We start from the raw sequence: 18,262 nt of genomic DNA, 5'->3' as shown, positions 1-18,262 counted from the left end.
CTTGGATCTGAAGTCGGCGGCGGCTATTTGCGAACCTTGAGGGCGAACAGTCCTTGTGGACGCAGCATCAGGATGATGACGACCGCAAGAAGCGTGATGACCTGCGCCATCGATCCGGAGGTGAAGAACTCCAGCGTCGAACGCGTCTGCGAGATCGTGAAGGCCGATGCGATCGTTCCAAGCAGGCTGGCTGCGCCGCCGAACACAACGACAAGGAACGTGTCGACGATATAAAGCTGACCCGACGTCGGACCGGTCGAGCCGATCATCGTGAAGGCACTCCCCGCGACGCCGGCAATTCCGCAACCGAGCCCGAAGGTAAAGCGATCCACGCGTTCGGTATTGATGCCGACGGCGCTGGCCATGACGCGGTTCTGCATCACGGCGCGAACCTGACGCCCCCAGCTGGAATAATACATGATGTAGCCGACGATCAGCGTAATGATTAATGTCAGCGCCATCACGAACATGCCGTTGATCGGAATCTGGATGGTGTCCGTCACCTGCCAGGAGCCCATCATCCACTCAGGCAGATCGACGCCGACTTCGCGGCCGCCGAAAACAGAGCGATAAACCTGCTGCAGAATGAGGCTGAGGCCCCACGTCGCCAGCAAGGTATCGAGCGGTCTCTTATAAAGATGTCGGATCAGCGCCCATTCGACGAACATCCCAAGCGCACCAGCCGCTATGAATGCCAGGATCATCGCGACGAAAAAGTATCCGCCGAAAAGCATCGGCAGGTGCGATTTGAAGAACTCCGACGTCATCCAGGTGACGTACGCGCCGAGAATCATGAACTCGCCGTGCGCCATGTTGATCACGCCCATCTGGCCGAAAATGATGGCCAGTCCGAGCGCCATAAGCACGAAGACCGAAAACAGGATCAATCCCGCAAAGCCTTGCATCACGAAGATTGAACCAAGATCGCTGAACGAGTAATCGCCGAACATTGCGCGCTCCGGAGTATCGGACGTTGATGGCTTCGCGCCGCGCATGAGCGTATCGGCGCGAAGCACTCAAGCGATGCGGGCTCCAAAGCCCGCTGGAAAGGGCCTTACTGATAGCCCTTTGGGAACGGATTGGGCTCGATCAGCTCGGGCGTCTCGTAGACCACATCGAACTGACCGTCGGTCCGCGCCCGACCGATACGTGCGCGGCTCCAGAGATGGTGGTTCTCGTGGATCTTGACGTAGCCTTCCGGAGCGCCCTTGAACTCGATGCCCGGCGATGCCGCGGCGATCTTGTCGACGTCGAAGCTGCCTGCCTTCTCGGCTGTGAGCTTCCACAGGTTCGGGCCGAGATAGGCCGCCTGCGTCACGTCGCCGATCACCGTCTTGTCGCCCCACATCTTGTGGAACGCCTTGACGAAGGCTTCGTTGTTCGGGTTCTTCAGCGACTCGAAGTATTTCATCGAGGCGTAGGCGCCCGCGATATTTTCGCCGCCGATGCCGTCGATCTCGTCTTCCGTAACCGAGATCGTCAGCAAAAGCTGCTTGTCGAGATTGATGCCCGCCGCCTTGAGCTGCTTGTAGAAGGCGACATTCGAACCACCGACGACGTCCATGAAGATCACGTCGGGCTTCTTCAACTTGATCTTGTTGATGACCGAGTTGAACTGCGTCGCGCCGAGCGGGAAGTACTCTTCACCGACGACTTTGCAGCCCGTCAGATGGTTTTCGATATGCTTGCGCGCGATCTTGTTGGACGTGCGCGGCCAGATGTAGTCCGAGCCGATCAGGTAGAAGGTCTTGGCGCCCTTCTCCTTGTTGATCCAGTTCAAGCTGGACAGAATCTGCTGCGTCGCCTCCTGGCCGGTGTAGATGACGTTCTTCGACTGCTCCAGGCCTTCGTAGAAGGTTGGATAGTAGAGCATGCCGTTGTACTGCTCGAGAACCGGCAGCACCGCCTTGCGAGACGCTGACGTCCAGCATCCGAAGATCGCCGCGACGTGGTCGTTGACGAGTAGCTTCTTCGCTTTTTCCGCAAATGTCGGCCAATCGCTGGCGCCGTCTTCCTGAATGATCTTGATCTGACGACCTAGCACGCCACCCGCATCGTTGATCTGCTGGATCGCGAGCTTCTCGGCCTCGACCGAACCCGTCTCGCTGATGGCCATCGTGCCTGTGACCGAGTGAAGAATACCGACCGTCACTTCTTTGTCGGTGACCGCCAATCCGGTCGTATTGATCGCCGACGTCGCTGGTGCGTCGGCAAATGCGGCTTTCGGCAACAACCCGGCAAACGGAGCCGCGGCCATACCCATCAACAATTTACGCCGTAGCCGCGATTGAGGTCCGTTATCTTCCGTCGCCATCAAGATCCTCCGTTCGAACTGCCCACCCCGGACATCGCGCGGACATAGGAAACCGATTTTGCGCCGCAGCACATACGTCAGTTAACGTATATGGTGCGCCGCACCCCCTGCGTAGGTTGCCTACGCGCGCCCGCGCGCGTGGCGGACGGCTCGACGAGAACCAACCGCATGATCGAAATAGGTTTGTCTCAGGGAGTGTGAGGGGTAGTTTTCAGCGACAGCCACATTTTTGCGGCGCGGTATGGTTACCGTTCGGGGGAGGCGATTTGAGTGAATGACTAACCGGCTTCGGATCGTTCCTGTTCGCCGCAGCTATAACCAATGGGTCGCCAACGAGACCCTGGAGGACTACGCGCTTCGCTTCACCGCCAAACGTGCGCGCCGGTGGTCCGCTGCGCGCGTTGCGAATACAGCATTCGGAACAGTGTCATTCCTGGCGCTCGAGGCCATCGGCGGCGCCATCACCATAAGTTATGGCTTCTCGAACGCAGTTACGGCCGTTCTGGCCGTCTCGATCCTGATCTTTTTGACGGGCCTTCCGATTGCCTATTATGCCGCACGCGACGGCGTCGACATCGATTTGCTGACCCGCGGTGCCGGTTTCGGCTATATCGGCTCGACGGTCACGTCGCTGATCTATGCCTCCTTCACGTTCATTTTTTTCGCGATCGAAGCCGCCATTATGGCTCTCGCGCTGAGCGTTTGCTTTGGGTTTCCGCTGGCCGTCAGTTACGTAATCAGCGCTATCGTAGTCATCCCAATCGTCACGCACGGCATCACGTGGATCAGCCGGTTCCACCTTTGGACACAGCCGTTCTGGATTCTGCTGCAACTGACCCCGCCCATTATCATTGCATTACAACACCGGGAGAATTTCGACGCCTGGATCGGCTACCGCGGCGATCTTGTGCCGGGCGCGACCTTCAATCTGCTGGGCGTCGGCGCGGCCGGATCCGTTGTTTTTGCTCTCATCGCGCAAATCGGCGAGCAGGTCGACATCCTGCGATTCATGCCGCCGAAGGAGAAAACGGGCCGCGTAGCGTGGTGGACGGCCCTCCTCGTCTCCGGCCCTGGCTGGATCGTCCCCGGCGCCATCAAAATCCTGATCGGATCGTTCCTTGCCGTCCTCTGTCTCCGGCACGGCATCCCCGTTTCACAGGCCGGCGAGCCGATGCAGATGTACTTGGTCGCATTCGGTTACGTGACGAACTCTCCGCAGTTGGCCCTCGCGCTGGCCGGAACGTTTGTCGTACTCTGCCAGATGAAGATCAACGTCACGAACGCCTATGCCGGGTCGATTGCCTGGTCGAATTTCTTTTCACGGCTGACACACGCCCATCCCGGTCGAATCGTATGGCTGTTTTTCAATGTTGCCATCGCACTCCTGCTGATGCAGGCGGGAATATACAAAACGCTTGAGCATACTCTGGGTCTTTATTCGGTCGTCGCAGTGGCGTGGCTCGGCGCTATCGTCGCCGACCTCTGCATCAACAAGCCCCTCGGACTGAGCCCCAAGCGCATCGAGTTCAAGCGCGCCCATCTCTACGACGTTAACCCCGTCGGCGTCGGCGCGATGATCATCGCAACGGCCGCGGCCATGTTCTCGTACAGCGGCACCTTCGGGATCTATGCCCAGTCACTGGCGCCACTGGTCGCCTTGATCGTGGCGCTTATCACGGCGCCTGCCATCGCCTATGCGACCAATGGAAAATACTATCTCGCCCGCAAGCCGCGCGCATCCTGGGGCCAGAAGTCCGCAATCCGTTGCATTGTCTGCGAGCACGAATTCGAACCCGAGGACATGGCGCACTGCCCGGTCTACTCGGGTCCGATTTGTTCGCTCTGCTGCTCGATCGACGCCCGCTGCCGCGACGGCTGCAAGCCGCACGGACGCTATCAGGTGCAGCTCGTCAAGCTCCTGCGCGGCGCGCTGCCCCCACATCTGGTCAAGGGGCTCAATTCTCGAACGGGTCACTTCTTCGGCGTCTTCACGCTGTTCTGCACCATTCTCGGGCTCGTGCTTCTGCTCGTGCATTATCTTGCGGTGACAGCCGTTCCGCACGACGCCGGTGCGATTGCCGGCACGCTCTGGGCAACGTTCCTGATCCTCGCGATCATCGCGGGCGTCGCGAGCTGGCTTTTCGTTCTTGCCCAAGAGAGCCGAAAAATCGCGCAGGACGAATCCGCACGCCAGACGACGCTGCTTACCCGGGAAATCGAAGCCCATAAACGCACGGACCGAGCACTGCATAAGGCGAAAGAAGTCGCAGAAGCCGCCAACCTCGCAAAAAGCCGCTACGTCGTCGCCATCAATCATGAGCTACGCACGCCGCTTAATGCCGTGCTTGGCTATGCGCAGCTTCTCGATGTCGACGACATGCTGCCCGTCAAGGCCCAGAAAGGCGTCCGCGTCATTCGTCGCAGCGCCGAGCACCTCTCCGGCCTGATCGACGGCCTGCTCGACATTTCAAAGGTCGAAGCCGGACGGCTCGAACTTGCCACCAGCGAAGTCCGTATCCGTGACTTTCTCGATCAGCTCGCAGACATGTTCCGCCTGCAAGCCAATTCGAAGGGGATCGAGTTCATCTTCGAAGGCGCGTCGTCGCTTCCGCCCGTGGTGCGCACCGACGAGAAGCGCCTTCGCCAGATCTTGATCAACTTGCTTTCGAACGCCGTCAAATTCACCGATACCGGCAGCGTCGCGCTGCGCGTCACCTATCGCAGTCAAGTTGCCGAATTCGAAATCCAAGATACCGGCATCGGCATCATGCAGACAGATCTGGAACGCGTCTTCGAACCGTTCGAGCGCGGCGAGATCATGCGCGCCAAACTGAGACCCGGAATGGGGCTGGGCCTCACCATTACGAAGCTGCTTGTCGAAATCATGGGGGGCGAAATTTCAGTCAAGAGCACACCTGGCCAGGGGAGCCAGTTTCGCATCAAATTGCTGCTGGCGCACGTCGCCGACTCGCGTGCGCCCGCAAAAGCTCAGGAGCGTATCGTCGGCTATCTCGGCAAGCGTAAGCTGATCTTGATCGTGGACGACGACACCGATCATCGCGAGCTGATCAAGGAAGCTTTGGAGCCGGTCGGATTTTCCATCATCTCTGCGCCGGACGGTCCCTCCGCGCTCACCATTGCTGAAGAGTGCGCACCGGATCTTTTCGTTCTCGATATCTCGATGCCCGGCATGTCCGGCTGGGAGGTGGCAAGACGTCTGCGCGAAATTGGCCACACCGCTCCAATTTTGATGATGTCCGCCAACATCGGCGACCAGGCTCCACGTGGCGATGACGTACCGGATCACGATGCCGCCCTGTCAAAGCCGGTCGACATGCAGACGCTGCTCAATCACATCCGAAAGCTGCTGAACCTCCGAGTGGTCACAGCCACCAGCGCGCCTGAATATTCGGCCCCGCCCCAGGGAATCAAATACGCAAGCCGTCCTGATGCCCGGCATATCGAGGAACTCATGCGGCTTGGCGAAATCGGCTTTGTGTCCGGCATCGAGTCCAAGCTCGATGAGCTGGAGGCTGCCGGCAACGGCTCCATCGTATTCATCAATGCCGCACGAGATCGCATTCGCGCCTTCGACCTTCGCGGCTACATGGCGCTCCTCGCACAGCCCGCCGAGCCCGAGCACGCCGATGACTGACGCTGAAGCGAAAACGATCGTCCTCGTCGTCGACGACAATCCCGATACGCTCGCAATGCTCACAGCCGCCCTCGAGCAAATCGGCGCGCTAGTCCTGATTGCAACTGACGGCGAACGTGCCATGACAACCGTGGCGCGCATTGTCCCCGACATCATCTTGCTCGATGCAGTTATGCCGAACATGGATGGGTTCGAAACATGCCGGCGCATGAAGCGACTGCCGCCGCTCGCGGACGTTCCGATCATATTCATGACGGGGCTTCGCGACACTGACCGCATCATCGAAGGGCTCGAAGCCGGCGGCGTCGACTACGTGACAAAACCCGTCATCATCGAGGAACTTCTTGCACGAATCCGCGTCCATGTCGGTAACGCCCGCATGTCGCGCAGCGCACGCGCTGCCTTGGATACCACTGGACGTTACCTCTTTGCCGCCGATTCCGCCGGACGCCTCTTATGGTCGACACCTCAGGCGAGCAAGCTTCTCGGAACCGCATTTGAAGATTTTGACGAGCGAAGCTTCGCGTTCCCATCCCTAGTGGTCAAATGGCTCGCGGCACGCATCGAAGGTAGCGGCGATCCGTCGTCCAGCACACTCACGATCGGCGCAGAGCAGAAAACACTCAGTCTCTCATTCGTCGGCCGCATGAGCGGCGACGAGCATCTCATGCGTGTTTCCGAAGAAAGTTCATCCACCGACGCAATCCTGCTGAAGGAAAAGCTGGGTCTGACGACGCGTGAAGCCGAGGTACTGTTGTGGATAGCACGCGGCAAATCGAACCGCGATATCGGCCAGATCCTCGGAATGAGTCCGCGCACCGTGAACAAGCATCTCGAACAGGTGTACGTGAAGCTCGGCGTCGAGAACCGCGCCGCCGCGGCCGCAACTGCCGTTCGCCATCTTCCCTGAGGCCAGCGCACGAGATCATTGCTTCGCGTGTCAGTTACCGCGCCGAGTGTTCTCGCGTCACGACACCGAGCGCATCGCCGCCAATGGCGCGATAGACGATCGCGGAAATCATCCAGCTCGCCATGAAAATGCCGACCACGATGAAGCCAAAATTCGTCAGGTTGTCGTTCAACTCGCTGACGACGCCCCAGATCCCGTCCGTGCGCCCAAGCTTGTCCCCGATCAACCCAAGCGCCTCGACACCGCCGATAAAGACGGCCACAACGACCGACGCCGCAGTGATAGTCATGTTGTACCAGAGCTTGCGGATCGGATTGACGAACGCCCAGCCATAGGCTTTCGTCATCAGAATGCTGTCCGTTGTATCCATCAGCGACATTCCGGCCGTAAAGAGTGCCGGAAAAACCAGGATGGCCCAGAACGATAAGCCCTGCGCAGCCTGAGCAGCGGAAATTCCGAGCAATCCAACTTCCGTCGCAGTGTCAAAACCTAGACCGAACAGGAAGCCGACCGGATACATATGCCAGGATCGCGACACGACCCGAAACAGCGGCCGCAGAAATCTCGCAAAGACGCCCTGTCCCGCAAGTAACGTGTCGAGGTCCGCGTCGGTAAGCCTCTCGCCGCGACGTGCGCGCAGAAAGGCCGCCCAGACATTCTTCAGGATTATGAGATTGATGATCCCGATGACGAGCAGAAACAGTGCCGAAACAATTGTTCCGATAATGCCCCCGATGCCGTGAAACTCTTCAAGCGTCCCCTGCATGGCAGCTGCAGTCGCCGCAATGATGATCGAAGCGATAATAACGATGGTCGAGTGCCCGAGAGAGAAGAAGAAGCCGACGGAATAAGGCGTCTTTCCCTCCTGCATCAGCTTACGAACGACGTTGTCGATAGCCGCTATATGGTCGGCATCGAAAGCATGCCGAAGACCGAACACGTAGGCGAGCAGCGCCGTCCCCATCAGCGTCGGCCGATCGGAAAAAGCAGCGAATGCACACACCCATGCACCGATGTTCGAGGCGATCAGCAACGCATACATCGTCACGGCTTTCGCGACACTGCGAGTGGGCTGGTCGTCAAACGGATTGGCCAGCATGCTAATGGCCTAAGGTCGCGATGGGTCTCGTCAGCGGCAAGCCGCCGGAGCGAATGATGAACTCGGCAACCTTGCTCACACCCTTGCCATCCTTGATATTCGTAAACACATACGGCCGTTCTCCGCGCATTCGCTTGGTGTCCTGCTCCATTACTTCAAGGTTCGCGCCCACATACGGCGCGAGATCGATCTTGTTGATCACCAAAAGATCGGAGCGCGTGATTCCTGGACCACCCTTGCGCGGAATTTTTTCGCCTTGCGCAACGTCGATCACGTAGATTGTTATATCGGCCAGCTCCGGTGAGAAGGTCGCGGCCAGATTGTCACCGCCCGACTCGATCAGAACTAGATCGGCATTCGGGAACTTGCCGCGCATTTCCGCTATCGCCATGAGATTGAGCGAGCAGTCCTCGCGAATGGCAGTGTGCGGACAACCACCAGTCTCTACCCCCATGATGCGTTCCGACGGCAGCGCACCGGCACGCGTTAAGATCAACGCATCTTCCTTGGTATAAATGTCATTGGTGATCGCAATGATATCGAGCTCGCTGCGAAACTGTTTACACAGCGCTTCCATCAAGGCCGTCTTTCCGGCGCCGACCGGACCGCCAATGCCGACACGCAGAGGTCCGTGATCTAAGGATGTCATGAGCGAAAGAGCCTTGAATATTGCGTTTCATGCCGAAGGGCGGCGATGTCCGACTGAAACGCGGCGCCACCGATATCGTCAAGGGTAGCAGTTTCTGCCACAAGAACCAGCCGTCCGACCGCGGGAAGCAGCGACGCAATCGCGTGCTGTCCGTCCGTATGCCCGATGACGCTGAGGCGGATCACAGCCGACACCAGATTTTGAACCTGCGCGAGCACGAAGCAGCGCAGCATCTCATGCTGAGAAATCTTATGTGCCGCGCCGGTCAAGCCGACTGCGACCGGATAAGCGACATCTCCTCGTACCGATGCAATCCCCCAATCAAAATCTGGTGCACGCCATGCATCTCGGATAATGGTGACGAAGGCATTACCCTGCGCCGTCGTTTCCAAATACCGCTCTTTCGAACCTGCCATCGCTAGCGCCAGTTCGTTGATCTCAATGAGCGCGCGCGCGTCGCGAAGCATCGCAGCGTGCCACGCGTGCGCGGCAAAGATTGCGTCATTACGCATCCCCCCATGCTCAAGAAGAGCATCGAGCCACGCGATGACTGTAGCGATGTTTCTGACCTGCCCAGCTTGGACCGCCCATTCCAAGCCATGACTGAATGCAAAGCTTCCGACAGGAAACGCAGGAGAAAGCCAAATCAGCAGCTTCGCAGCCGCATCGGATGACTTACCTTCCTTCGAGACCGCCATAGACGCGTCTTGAGACGAAAGCTCGCCGCTTATTTTATGCGGACGCTCGGACACGTCATCCATGGTCGTGATCGTCGCCATGATGGTGGTGATGATGGCCGCCGCCCGCGTACGCGCCGTCTTCCGGATCGAACGCTGCCTCGACCATCGCGACCGAAGCACCAAGAAGCCGGACCATATCTTCGATGACATGATCGCGGCGGATCAGGATGCGATCCGGCAGCAGCATGACCGGCAGATGGCGATTACCGAGATGCCAGGCAACACGCACGAGATCGGCCGCCGATGTCGTCGTGATTTCCGCAAGCTCTTCTTCTGCCGCTATTACCCGAACTCTGCGGCCGTCCTCCAGCAGCAGCGTATCGCCCTGTCGAATCCGATGCGCACGCGGTAGATCGAGCAAAAACTCGAGTCCATCTTTTCCCGTCATCGCCAAACGACGGCGATGCCGATTGTCGAAATCGAGCGTCACCTCATCATCGATCAACCCGTGACGGGCGCCCTGGGACTCGCATGCAATGGCACGAAGCATCGTTCGCCTCAGAACAGAAAATAGCGTTGCGCCATCGGGAGCTCCTTGGCCGGTTCGCAAACAAGAAGCTCGCCGTCTGCCGTCACCCGATAAGTTTCGCTGTCGATCTCGATATGCGGTGTTGCGCCATTGTGAACCATGCTCTTCTTCGAAATCCCCTCTCGCACGTTCTCGACCGGAATGAGCTTCTTTTCGACCTTGAGCCGATCCGCCAAGCCTTTGTCGAGCGACGTTTTCGAAACGAACGTCAGCGAGCTTCGCGTCAGCGATTTGCCGAAGGATGCAAACATCGGCCGGTAGTGGACAGGCTGCGGCGTCGGGATTGAAGCATTCGGATCGCCCATTGCCGCTACGGTAATCGAACCCGCCTTCAAGACAAGATTCGGTTTCACACCGAACAATGCCGGCGACCAGATCACCAAGTCAGCAAGCTTGCCGACCTCGACCGAGCCGATGTGCTGCGATACACCGTGAGCGATGGCCGGATTGATCGTGTACTTGGCGATATAGCGCTTCGCCCGTTGGTTATCGTTCTCGCCATCGCCGGGAAGCGCGCCGCGCTGCTTCTTCATCTTGTCCGCGGTCTGCCACGTGCGAATGATCACCTCGCCGATACGCCCCATGGCTTGGCTATCCGACGACATCATCGAGAGCGCGCCGAGATCATGCAGAATATCTTCCGCTGCAATCGTCTCTTTCCTGATCCGGCTTTCCGCAAATGCCAGATCTTCGGGAATGGACGCATGAAGATGATGGCAAACCATCAGCATATCTAGATGCTCGTCGAGCGTATTGACGGTGAACGGCTTCGTCGGATTGGTCGACGACGGCAAGACGTTCGCGTATCCCGCAACCTTCATGATGTCCGGTGCATGGCCGCCGCCCGCACCTTCGGTATGAAACGCATGAATCGTGCGCCCCTTGAAAGCGGCAATCGTATCTTCCACGAAGCCGCTTTCGTTGAGCGTATCCGAATGGATCATCACCTGCACGTCGTGCTCGTCGGCGACGGACAAGCAGCAGTCGATGGCCGCGAGCGTCGTGCCCCAGTCTTCATGCAGCTTCAGCGCGCACGCACCGGCTTCAACCTGCTCCACCAATCCTTGCGGCAGCGACGCATTGCCCTTGCCCGCAAACCCGAGATTGATCGGAAAAGCGTCAGCTGCTTCGATCATGCGCTGGAGATGCCAAGCACCCGGCGTGCACGTGGTAGCATTGGTTCCGGTCGCAGGCCCCGTGCCGCCGCCGAGCATCGACGTGATGCCAGCCGCCAGCGCTTCGTCGATCTGCTGCGGACAGATGAAATGGATATGCGTATCGAACGCGCCTGCGGTAACGATCTTACCCTCGCCCGCAATCACCTCCGTACCCGGCCCGATGACGATGTCGACGCCCGGCTGAACATCAGGATTACCGGCCTTACCGATGCCTGCAATCAATCCGTCCTTCAGACCGATATCGGCCTTGACGATTCCCCAGTGGTCGATGATCAGAGCATTCGTGATCACCGTATCGACGGCGCCCTGTGAGCGGGACAACTGCGACTGCCCCATGCCGTCGCGAATGACCTTGCCGCCGCCGAACTTCACCTCTTCGCCGTAGATCGTGAAATCCTTCTCGACCTCGACGAAGAGCGACGTATCGGCCAAGCGAACCTTGTCGCCGGTCGTGGGTCCGAACATGTCGGCATAAGCGGCGCGAGAAATGCGGGCGGCCATCAGAGTTTTCCCATCACGTCTTGGCGGAATCCATAAACTGTTCGGGCTCCCGAATAGGGAACCAGCGTTACTTCCCGCGTCTGTCCCGGCTCGAAACGCACGGCCGTACCGGAAGCGATATCGAGGCGCATGCCGCGCGCCATCTCGCGTTCGAATTCGAGCGCCGGATTGGTTTCGAAGAAATGATAATGGCTGCCAACCTGAATCGGACGGTCACCTGTGTTCGCAACTTTCAGCGTCAACGTAGACGCGCCCACGTTGAGTTCAATATCGCCATCGGGCGTAATGAACTCGCCCGCGATGATCGTCGTCGCATCGCTGCCACCCCGGATCGGTTGATGGACGGTGACAAGCTTCGTTCCATCCGGAAACGTCGCCTCGACCTGCACGTCTTCGATCATCTCCGCTATGCCGTCCATCACCTGATCGCGCGTCAGTACACGCGCACCAAGTTGCATCAACTCAGCAACCGAACGGCCGTCGCGTGCGCCCTCCACCACTACATCGGTAATCAGCGCGATCGCTTCCGGATAATTGAGCTTGACGCCGCGCGCGAGCCTGCGCCGCGCCACATCCGCAGCCATCGCGATCAGCAGCTTGTCTTTCTCTCGCGGAGTTAGAAGCATTCGGCCCTCTTAAGCTAAATCGACCAGACACGTGGCAACGGAATTCGCGACAACTGCCGCAAAACCGCCGTGACGACGGCTCGGACATCGAACGGATCGCGACCGGCGAGACGGACGATCAGCATGCCGTTCCAGGCGCTGGCGCCGCCGTCGATCCTGTCAGTCTCGACAATGGACCGAACCATCGGCAAACGCTCTTCCGCATCCGCTGCGAGGAACACGAGCGTCGCGACAGCACATGCGCCGTTACCGACTGCAGCCTTCTCCGCAATTTCTGAAATCGCGCCGGCCAGTCGAACGTCGTCGGCGAACACCAACCCAGCGCCGCGGCGAATACGCCAGCGATCGCGAAACGCCCCCATGCTCAATCTCTCGCCGCGCGCCACGCGACCAAATACTGTGCTTTCGACCGCAAGAACGGAGGCGTTCTCGGCCATCTCTATCGTCAGCGAGCGTTCGAGGCCGCTACCATCGAACAGTATCGTCTCCTGCGGCATCCATACGAGGCTCGCGCCGTCGCCGACGTGAATGTCCGCCGCCAGCACAACGGGCCTGTCTTCCGCGCGATAGATCTTCTCGGCCGATTGTGTGGTGATACAGACGTTGGCGTTACTCTCAGCAACAAAGCTCATCCGCGCTTCATCGCCGCCAGCCAGCCCACCAGCGGTATTCAACACGACAGCCTCGCACCATTCTCCAACCTTCGGAGTTCTGAGGCGCAAGCCACCGGTTTCGAACGTATCGATCAGCTTGGTCGTGCGCTCGGCGCGCGCGAACATGCCGCGCACCTCGGCGCTCGCACGCACATAAGAGGGGATGGCCGGAAGGCTAGACTGAAACGCGTTGGCGAACATCGGGAGATTGCAACTCTGCTTGGCCACCGGATAACACGATAAAGCCTCACTCCATGACTGCAAGCGACGACTACAAGAAAAGCCGCCACTCCGCTCCCGCGCAAATTCGAAGTCCTGCTGACCGCAATGATGGCCATTTCGCCCTTCCTGCGCAAACAAGAAATCACCGGCGGCGGTCGTCCTGCGATTGGCTCACAGAGAACGAATGAAGGGTCTTTATCGTTAAATCACGAAAAAATAAAAGGAGACATGCGAACCTCCCGGGAGAAGGGATGAAGGCGCATGTCTCCTAAGTAGCAGAAGTGTTTTCTTAGAACTGAAGCTGCAGACCGCCTATGAACCGGTCGATATCTCTGTCTCCTGCGTTGTCGACATTCTGCCGGGAATAGAGAGCGGACAGGCGCGCATCGTGGCCTTTGATGATGTAGTTGGTGCCCACCGAATATTCGCTGATGTCCGGACCGTGATCCTGGTCGAACTCTTGGTAGCGGAACACCGGCTGGAATTTGCCCGGCCCAACCTTCTGATTGATGAGATAGCTCGTGAGCAGCATGTAGCTCGTCCCATCCGCCAAGCCATTGCCCGTCGGGAGCGATGTATCGATGCCGCTCGTGTCATAGACGTAATAGGCACCTTCGAGCGTGAAGACGTCCCCGCCCCACACTTTCTTCTGCATCAATGCGTCAATGTTAAAGCCGCCAAAGTCACCAGAGTGCGTTCCGTCGCTCGCCGCGCCATTTTGATACTGCCCAACCACCGCGACTGAGAGAATCTCTTTCTCGCCGTAGTAGTCGCTCGACGTGTAGTAGCCGGACTCTTTGTCCCAGAAGTCATACTGCAACCGGCCCGCGAACAACGGCCCGCTTGCGGTCGGCGTGCTGCAGCTGTTGTCTCCGGCCGTGCAGCCTTGAAATCCGCCAAGCTCATATTTGAATTTGCCGATATCACCCCAAACGGCGCCGCCATTGTCGCGACCGGCGAAGATCGCGGGGTATGCGCTGACAAACGGATATTCCCAGGTTCCCAAATAGTACGGACCGTCAAGGTTGGCGCGATCGCTCGGGGCCAGCATGCGGCCTGCCCAGATGTTGAACGACGGTGTAAACTCGAGGCGCAAAATCGCGTCGAGCGTCCTTATGCGAGAAATGTCCGACGTGTCATCCGGCGCATGGTCGATTTCTGTATTGTAGGTGAAACCGATAATTTTGGTGAACTGCCCGTTGGCGTAGATACGAGCGCTGTTCAATGAAAAGTCATCGGTGTCTTTGGCATCTGGGTTGTAGATGTACTGACCTCTAATGCCAGCACCGAAGCTGATCCAGGAGTCATCGTCCCAAAGCTGAAATTTCTCTCCCGCAGAAGCGGCCGAACCGCTTGCGAGAACCAACGTGCAGACGGCCGCAGCCAATCCCCACCTAGATCGTGTCATCAGAAAATTCCCCCCGGAATTCGACGAGAGCCAAAAGCGTGAAATTCGAAGCAGACGGCAGTGCCAAGCTCGGCACCGTGGAAATCTGCAGCTTCAAGACTCTAGTCACGCTTCCGGAAATTCCGAAATGAATCCAATAGCTTGCGTGCTCGAAATTGGATCAGCGGATGCGTGCTTTTTGAGCACGCCGGGCACTCTCGAAAAGACGGACGAAAAATTTATATATATTAGGCGCTTGAGTGAAAAAAGCTAACATTGAACTTGAAAAATATACGTCAAACGCGATGAAAGTCCGGGCACTCATTTTCTGCCCGACAAAATACCCGATCCAGTAAAACCGAGCACGCCGTTGTGGTTTTGCGACAGATCCAAAAGGTGCGGGTATTGCTCGCTACGAATCTAAGAACCTCGGCGCCAGCATTTGTCAGGTGCACTTAAGTCCAGATGTGCGTCTCAGTGGTGCCGTGCAGCGAGCACACAAATCTCCGGCCACCATCAGGGAGACAAATCACAGTTCCTACTCGATCCCCATGACGGCCTTATGCCGGGCGATCTCCCCGATCAGCCACGCGCGGAAATCGCGGACCGCGGCATGGGAAGACGCCCCTGGTCGCTGAGCAAGACTGTAGCAGTTGGGAATGCGTCGCCGAATGCGAAATGGCTCGACCAGCAGCCCGCGGGCCAACAGATCTTCAGCCATGATATTATCGGCAAGCGCAACGCCACCGCCATTGACGGCCTCTCGAATGGCCAGCGACGGATCGTGAAAAATTGCGCCGGTGTTGGGATCGACACCCTTGGCGCCCTCTCCGACGATCCACTCCTCCCACCACGCCGTCGTGTTTTCGTGCAGCAGTCGATGTTTCGCCAAGTCGCGCGGGTTCCGGAGCGCTTTTCTGCCGGTCATCAGCGACGGCGCACAAACCGGAATGATGATCAGCTTAAGCAGAGGCGTCAGCGCTGGATCGTCAACCTCGTCGCTCGTAAAAAGCACGCGCAGATCGGCCCGCGCATTGCCACCCTTGCCGGCGTCGTCATGTGTCGAAACCTCTAGCTCGCACTCCGGATGCAACGCCCGGAAATGCGGCAGCCGATCCGCGAGCCATAGGTTCATGAACGTCGCATTGATCGACAGCGTCACCCGCTGGCGCTTGCGCCGCCGCGCCGGACCATACGCGCTCACTTCTTCCGTTGAATCCTGAATGATCTTGAACGCCTCGCCGAGACGGCGCGCGTAATGCACGGCCTTTTCCGTCAATTGCACCTGACGGAACCCGCGCTCGAAGAGAGGAACGCCCAGCGCATCTTCCAGCGTACGGATGTGGCGGCTCACAGCCGATGGGCTGAGCTTCAATTCCTCCGCCGCATCCTTGAAGCTCAGCAGCCGGGCCGAGGCCTCGAATGCGCGGATCGCGTTGAGAGAAGGCAATGGCATGCGCGACGGGCCTTCAGATGAGTTTTACTCAACTCATTCCACAGGAAATACCGTTTGTCGCCGCAACGTGCAAGCCGCATCGTTTGCTTCTCATTCATTCGCAATTCCGGTCTTCAACCTTTTCTGGAGGGTGACGTCATGCGTCCGCTCGGCCTGCTCGCATCTTGTGCAATTGCACTTTCTCTGGTCGCAGCTTCGCCTGCAGCGAATGCCATTTCGACCGAAGACAAGAACGTCAACATCTACTTCTGGTACGACTACGTCTCGCCGGACGTGATCAAGGACTTCGAAAAGCAAACCGGCGACAAGGTCGTTTACGACACGTTCGAGTCGACGGAAATGATGACGACAAAGGTCCTGACCGGAAAAACCGGTTACGACATCGTCCTGCCAACCGCCTCGTCGATCGGTCGGCTCATCCAGGCAGGCGCGCTCCAGAAGCTCGACAAGAGCAAGCTCGCCGTACTGAAAGACTTTAATCCCGACATCATGAAGTTCGTCGCGACTGAAGATCCCGGCAATCAATACGGTGTGCCCTACGCTTATGGAACCACCGGCATCATGTATAATCCGGCATTGATCGAGAAGCGCATGAAGAACGCGCCGGTCAACAGCCTGGACATTATCTTCAAGCCCGAGCTTGCAGCGAAATTTCAAGACTGCGGCATCGCCATGATCGACTCGCCTGAAGGCGTCATGTCGATTGCGCTCAACTATCTCGGCTTCGATCCGTTTACGACCGACAAAGCCGAACTCGAAAAGGCGAGCAAGTTGCTCGACTCCATTCGCCCCTATATCCGTCACTTCAAAACCGGCGCAATCATCAACGACCTCGCCCAGGGCGACGTCTGCCTGGCGCTCGGCTGGAGTGGCGACGCTTATATCGCCGCAGGCCGCGCCGCCGACGCCAAGAAAGGCGTCGAGGTGCGCTATTCGATCCCGAAAGAAGGCACCGAAATCTTCGCTGACATGATCACGCTTCCCGCCGACGCGCCGCATCCCGAGAACGCTTATGCGTTCATCAATTTTCTTCTGGCGTCGAAGAACATCGCGACATTCACTAACAACTATTGGTATCCGAACGCAAACACCGCCGCGACGGAGTTCGTCACGGCAGAAATCAAGTCGGATCCGAACATCTATCCGCCCAAGGACATGATGGCCCAGCTCTTTGCCGCCCGCCCCCGCGATCCGAAATCGCTACGCGATGTCAATCGCATCTGGACGCACTTCATGACCGGCGAATAACGCCGACTGCAGCGCCCGGTATTCAACAACCTGCATATCAAGACAGGAGAGAAACAATGTCGAAAACGTCTCACGCTCCGCTCCGCCCGAGGGAAACCGACTCTGCCGTCTTCGCCCCAAACATCATGGGCGGCTCGCACGAACCGATGTACGGCGGCGTGCTGTCATTCATGCGCCGCAAGCTGTCCCGCGATTTGCGCAATGTCGACGTCGCCGTTTGGGGCATCCCCTTCGACGCCGCCGTCTCTAACCGGCCCGGCGCCCGCTTCGGACCGCAAGGCGTGCGCCGTGCATCGGCGATCCTGGAGGGCGACCCGCAATATCCCTTCCACGCCGACCCTTTCGAAACGCTGGCCGTCGTCGATTACGGCGACTGCTCGCTCGATTACGGCCGGCATTTCGACGTACCCGCGCAGATCGAAGGCCAGGCACGAGAGATCGTTCAAGCTGGTGCGACGCTCCTGTCGATCGGCGGCGATCATTACGTCACCTGGCCACTGCTGAAAGCACACGCCGAAAAGCATGGGCCTATGGCGCTGGTGCAATTTGACGCTCACCAGGATACCTGGTTCGACGAGGAGGAACGCATCGACCACGGCTCGTTTGTAGCGCGCGCAGTCCGCGCCGGCATCATAATGCCGGAACGCTCGATCCAGGTCGGCATCAGAACGCACGCGCCAGAGGATTGCGGCATCGAGATCCTTTACGCGCATGACGTCGCCAACCTCGGCGTCTCCGGCGTCCTGAAGCGCATCGCGGCGCGCGTCGGCGACGCCAAGACCTATGTGACGTTCGACATCGATTCTCTCGACCCAGCCTATGCTCCGGGTACAGGAACGCCAGTGGCTGGCGGACTGTCATCGCGCGAAGCGCTGATGATCCTACGCGGCTTAGGCGATCTCGACATCGTCGGCGCGGATGTCGTGGAGGTTGCCCCAGCCTACGACCACGCCGACGTAACGTCGATCGCAGGCGCGGCCGTCCTGCAGCACTATCTCGGGCTGCTCGCCGAAAGAAAAGCAAAGCATGGCAAGAAGGACCTTCTCACGCGGGTCGCCGAACACTCACTCTGAGTTTGAGCCGCGACCGATGCCA

The 18,262-nt window shown here is 58.6% G+C and carries 15 protein-coding genes; 4 read left to right on the top strand and 11 right to left on the bottom strand.

What is annotated here, in order from left to right; all coding sequences use genetic code 11:
* Window positions 1-23: 23 nt before the first annotated feature.
* On the bottom strand, window positions 24-950 hold the full coding sequence (gene urtB, locus ACLB1Z_RS08930) for an urea ABC transporter permease subunit UrtB (RefSeq protein WP_024275675.1): 927 nt from the start codon (window positions 948-950) through the stop codon (window positions 24-26).
* 104 nt (window positions 951-1,054) lie between these two features.
* A complete protein-coding gene (gene urtA / locus ACLB1Z_RS08925) occupies window positions 1,055-2,314 on the bottom strand; it encodes an urea ABC transporter substrate-binding protein (RefSeq protein ID WP_409562989.1) in 1,260 nt (419 codons plus the stop codon).
* Window positions 2,315-2,588: 274 nt separating this feature from the next.
* On the opposite strand from urtA, the gene ACLB1Z_RS08920 reads away from it, so the two are divergent.
* Both ACLB1Z_RS08920 and ACLB1Z_RS08915 read left to right on the top strand, forming a co-directional pair.
* Window positions 2,589-5,969 carry an ATP-binding protein gene (locus tag ACLB1Z_RS08920; protein ID WP_409562988.1) on the top strand — a complete coding sequence of 1,127 codons (3,381 nt, stop codon included), beginning with the start codon at window positions 2,589-2,591 and terminating at the stop codon, window positions 5,967-5,969.
* On the top strand, window positions 5,962-6,879 hold the full coding sequence (locus ACLB1Z_RS08915; protein WP_409562987.1) for a response regulator: 918 nt from the start codon (window positions 5,962-5,964) through the stop codon (window positions 6,877-6,879). The genes ACLB1Z_RS08920 and ACLB1Z_RS08915 overlap by 8 nt, the downstream gene beginning before the upstream one ends.
* A 34-nt stretch (window positions 6,880-6,913) precedes the next feature.
* On the opposite strand, the gene ACLB1Z_RS08910 is transcribed toward ACLB1Z_RS08915, so the two are convergent.
* From ACLB1Z_RS08910 to ACLB1Z_RS08870, 9 genes are all read right to left on the bottom strand, one after another.
* Window positions 6,914-7,978, bottom strand: coding sequence for a HoxN/HupN/NixA family nickel/cobalt transporter (locus ACLB1Z_RS08910; protein ID WP_409562986.1), 1,065 nt, complete (start codon window positions 7,976-7,978; stop codon window positions 6,914-6,916).
* Between the two features lies 1 nt (window position 7,979).
* Window positions 7,980-8,627, bottom strand: coding sequence for an urease accessory protein UreG (ureG, locus tag ACLB1Z_RS08905; protein WP_409562985.1), 648 nt, complete (start codon window positions 8,625-8,627; stop codon window positions 7,980-7,982).
* Window positions 8,624-9,325: an urease accessory protein UreF gene (locus ACLB1Z_RS08900; protein WP_409562984.1), complete on the bottom strand. Its 702-nt coding sequence runs from the start codon at window positions 9,323-9,325 to the stop codon at window positions 8,624-8,626. Before ACLB1Z_RS08900 ends, ureG begins: the two co-directional genes overlap by 4 nt.
* Before the next feature lie 55 nt (window positions 9,326-9,380).
* Complete coding sequence (gene ureE / locus ACLB1Z_RS08895; RefSeq protein ID WP_409562983.1) at window positions 9,381-9,857, bottom strand: urease accessory protein UreE; 477 nt, start codon at window positions 9,855-9,857, stop codon at window positions 9,381-9,383.
* Between the two features lie 8 nt (window positions 9,858-9,865).
* Entirely contained in the window at window positions 9,866-11,575 is a 1,710-nt protein-coding gene (gene ureC / locus ACLB1Z_RS08890) for an urease subunit alpha (RefSeq protein WP_409562982.1), read from the bottom strand.
* Window positions 11,575-12,201: an urease subunit gamma gene (locus ACLB1Z_RS08885; RefSeq protein ID WP_409562981.1), complete on the bottom strand. Its 627-nt coding sequence runs from the start codon at window positions 12,199-12,201 to the stop codon at window positions 11,575-11,577. Before ACLB1Z_RS08885 ends, ureC begins: the two co-directional genes overlap by 1 nt.
* Window positions 12,202-12,215: 14 nt before the next feature.
* Window positions 12,216-13,082, bottom strand: coding sequence for an urease accessory protein UreD (locus tag ACLB1Z_RS08880; protein ID WP_409562980.1), 867 nt, complete (start codon window positions 13,080-13,082; stop codon window positions 12,216-12,218).
* Window positions 13,083-13,365: 283 nt separating this feature from the next.
* Window positions 13,366-14,484 (bottom strand): porin, encoded by a 1,119-nt coding sequence (locus ACLB1Z_RS08875; RefSeq protein ID WP_409562979.1) that lies wholly within the window; start codon window positions 14,482-14,484, stop codon window positions 13,366-13,368.
* A 517-nt stretch (window positions 14,485-15,001) separates the two neighbouring features.
* Window positions 15,002-15,919, bottom strand: a complete 918-nt coding sequence (locus ACLB1Z_RS08870) for a LysR substrate-binding domain-containing protein (protein WP_409562978.1) — start codon at window positions 15,917-15,919, stop codon at window positions 15,002-15,004.
* Window positions 15,920-16,057: 138 nt separating this feature from the next.
* On the opposite strand from ACLB1Z_RS08870, the gene ACLB1Z_RS08865 reads away from it, so the two are divergent.
* Both ACLB1Z_RS08865 and speB read left to right on the top strand, forming a co-directional pair.
* Window positions 16,058-17,167, top strand: a complete 1,110-nt coding sequence (locus ACLB1Z_RS08865) for a polyamine ABC transporter substrate-binding protein (protein ID WP_409562977.1) — start codon at window positions 16,058-16,060, stop codon at window positions 17,165-17,167.
* A gap of 56 nt (window positions 17,168-17,223) precedes the next feature.
* Window positions 17,224-18,240: an agmatinase gene (gene speB / locus ACLB1Z_RS08860; RefSeq protein ID WP_409562976.1), complete on the top strand. Its 1,017-nt coding sequence runs from the start codon at window positions 17,224-17,226 to the stop codon at window positions 18,238-18,240.
* Window positions 18,241-18,262: the final 22 nt, after the last annotated feature.

The organism is Hyphomicrobium sp. MC8b (genome assembly GCF_905067615.1).
GTDB lineage: Bacteria > Pseudomonadota > Alphaproteobacteria > Rhizobiales > Hyphomicrobiaceae > Hyphomicrobium_B.
This window is presented reverse-complemented; position numbering and strand designations above follow the sequence as displayed.

What these genes read in the sequence shown, in the direction of transcription:
- ureE (WP_409562983.1), bottom strand. Translation starts at nt 9,857, where the DNA reads ATGCTTCGTGCCATTGCATGCGAGTCCCAGGGCGCCCGTCACGGGTTG.
- urtA (WP_409562989.1), bottom strand. Translation starts at nt 2,314, where the DNA reads ATGGCGACGGAAGATAACGGACCTCAATCGCGGCTACGGCGTAAATTG.
- ureG (WP_409562985.1), bottom strand. Translation starts at nt 8,627, where the DNA reads ATGACATCCTTAGATCACGGACCTCTGCGTGTCGGCATTGGCGGTCCG.
- ureC (WP_409562982.1), bottom strand. Translation starts at nt 11,575, where the DNA reads ATGGCCGCCCGCATTTCTCGCGCCGCTTATGCCGACATGTTCGGACCC.
- ACLB1Z_RS08885 (WP_409562981.1), bottom strand. Translation starts at nt 12,201, where the DNA reads ATGCTTCTAACTCCGCGAGAGAAAGACAAGCTGCTGATCGCGATGGCT.
- ACLB1Z_RS08920 (WP_409562988.1), top strand. Translation starts at nt 2,589, where the DNA reads ATGACTAACCGGCTTCGGATCGTTCCTGTTCGCCGCAGCTATAACCAA.
- speB (WP_409562976.1), top strand. Translation starts at nt 17,224, where the DNA reads ATGTCGAAAACGTCTCACGCTCCGCTCCGCCCGAGGGAAACCGACTCT.
- ACLB1Z_RS08870 (WP_409562978.1), bottom strand. Translation starts at nt 15,919, where the DNA reads ATGCCATTGCCTTCTCTCAACGCGATCCGCGCATTCGAGGCCTCGGCC.
- ACLB1Z_RS08875 (WP_409562979.1), bottom strand. Translation starts at nt 14,484, where the DNA reads ATGACACGATCTAGGTGGGGATTGGCTGCGGCCGTCTGCACGTTGGTT.
- ACLB1Z_RS08900 (WP_409562984.1), bottom strand. Translation starts at nt 9,325, where the DNA reads ATGGCGGTCTCGAAGGAAGGTAAGTCATCCGATGCGGCTGCGAAGCTG.
- ACLB1Z_RS08915 (WP_409562987.1), top strand. Translation starts at nt 5,962, where the DNA reads ATGACTGACGCTGAAGCGAAAACGATCGTCCTCGTCGTCGACGACAAT.
- ACLB1Z_RS08865 (WP_409562977.1), top strand. Translation starts at nt 16,058, where the DNA reads ATGCGTCCGCTCGGCCTGCTCGCATCTTGTGCAATTGCACTTTCTCTG.
- ACLB1Z_RS08910 (WP_409562986.1), bottom strand. Translation starts at nt 7,978, where the DNA reads ATGCTGGCCAATCCGTTTGACGACCAGCCCACTCGCAGTGTCGCGAAA.
- urtB (WP_024275675.1), bottom strand. Translation starts at nt 950, where the DNA reads ATGTTCGGCGATTACTCGTTCAGCGATCTTGGTTCAATCTTCGTGATG.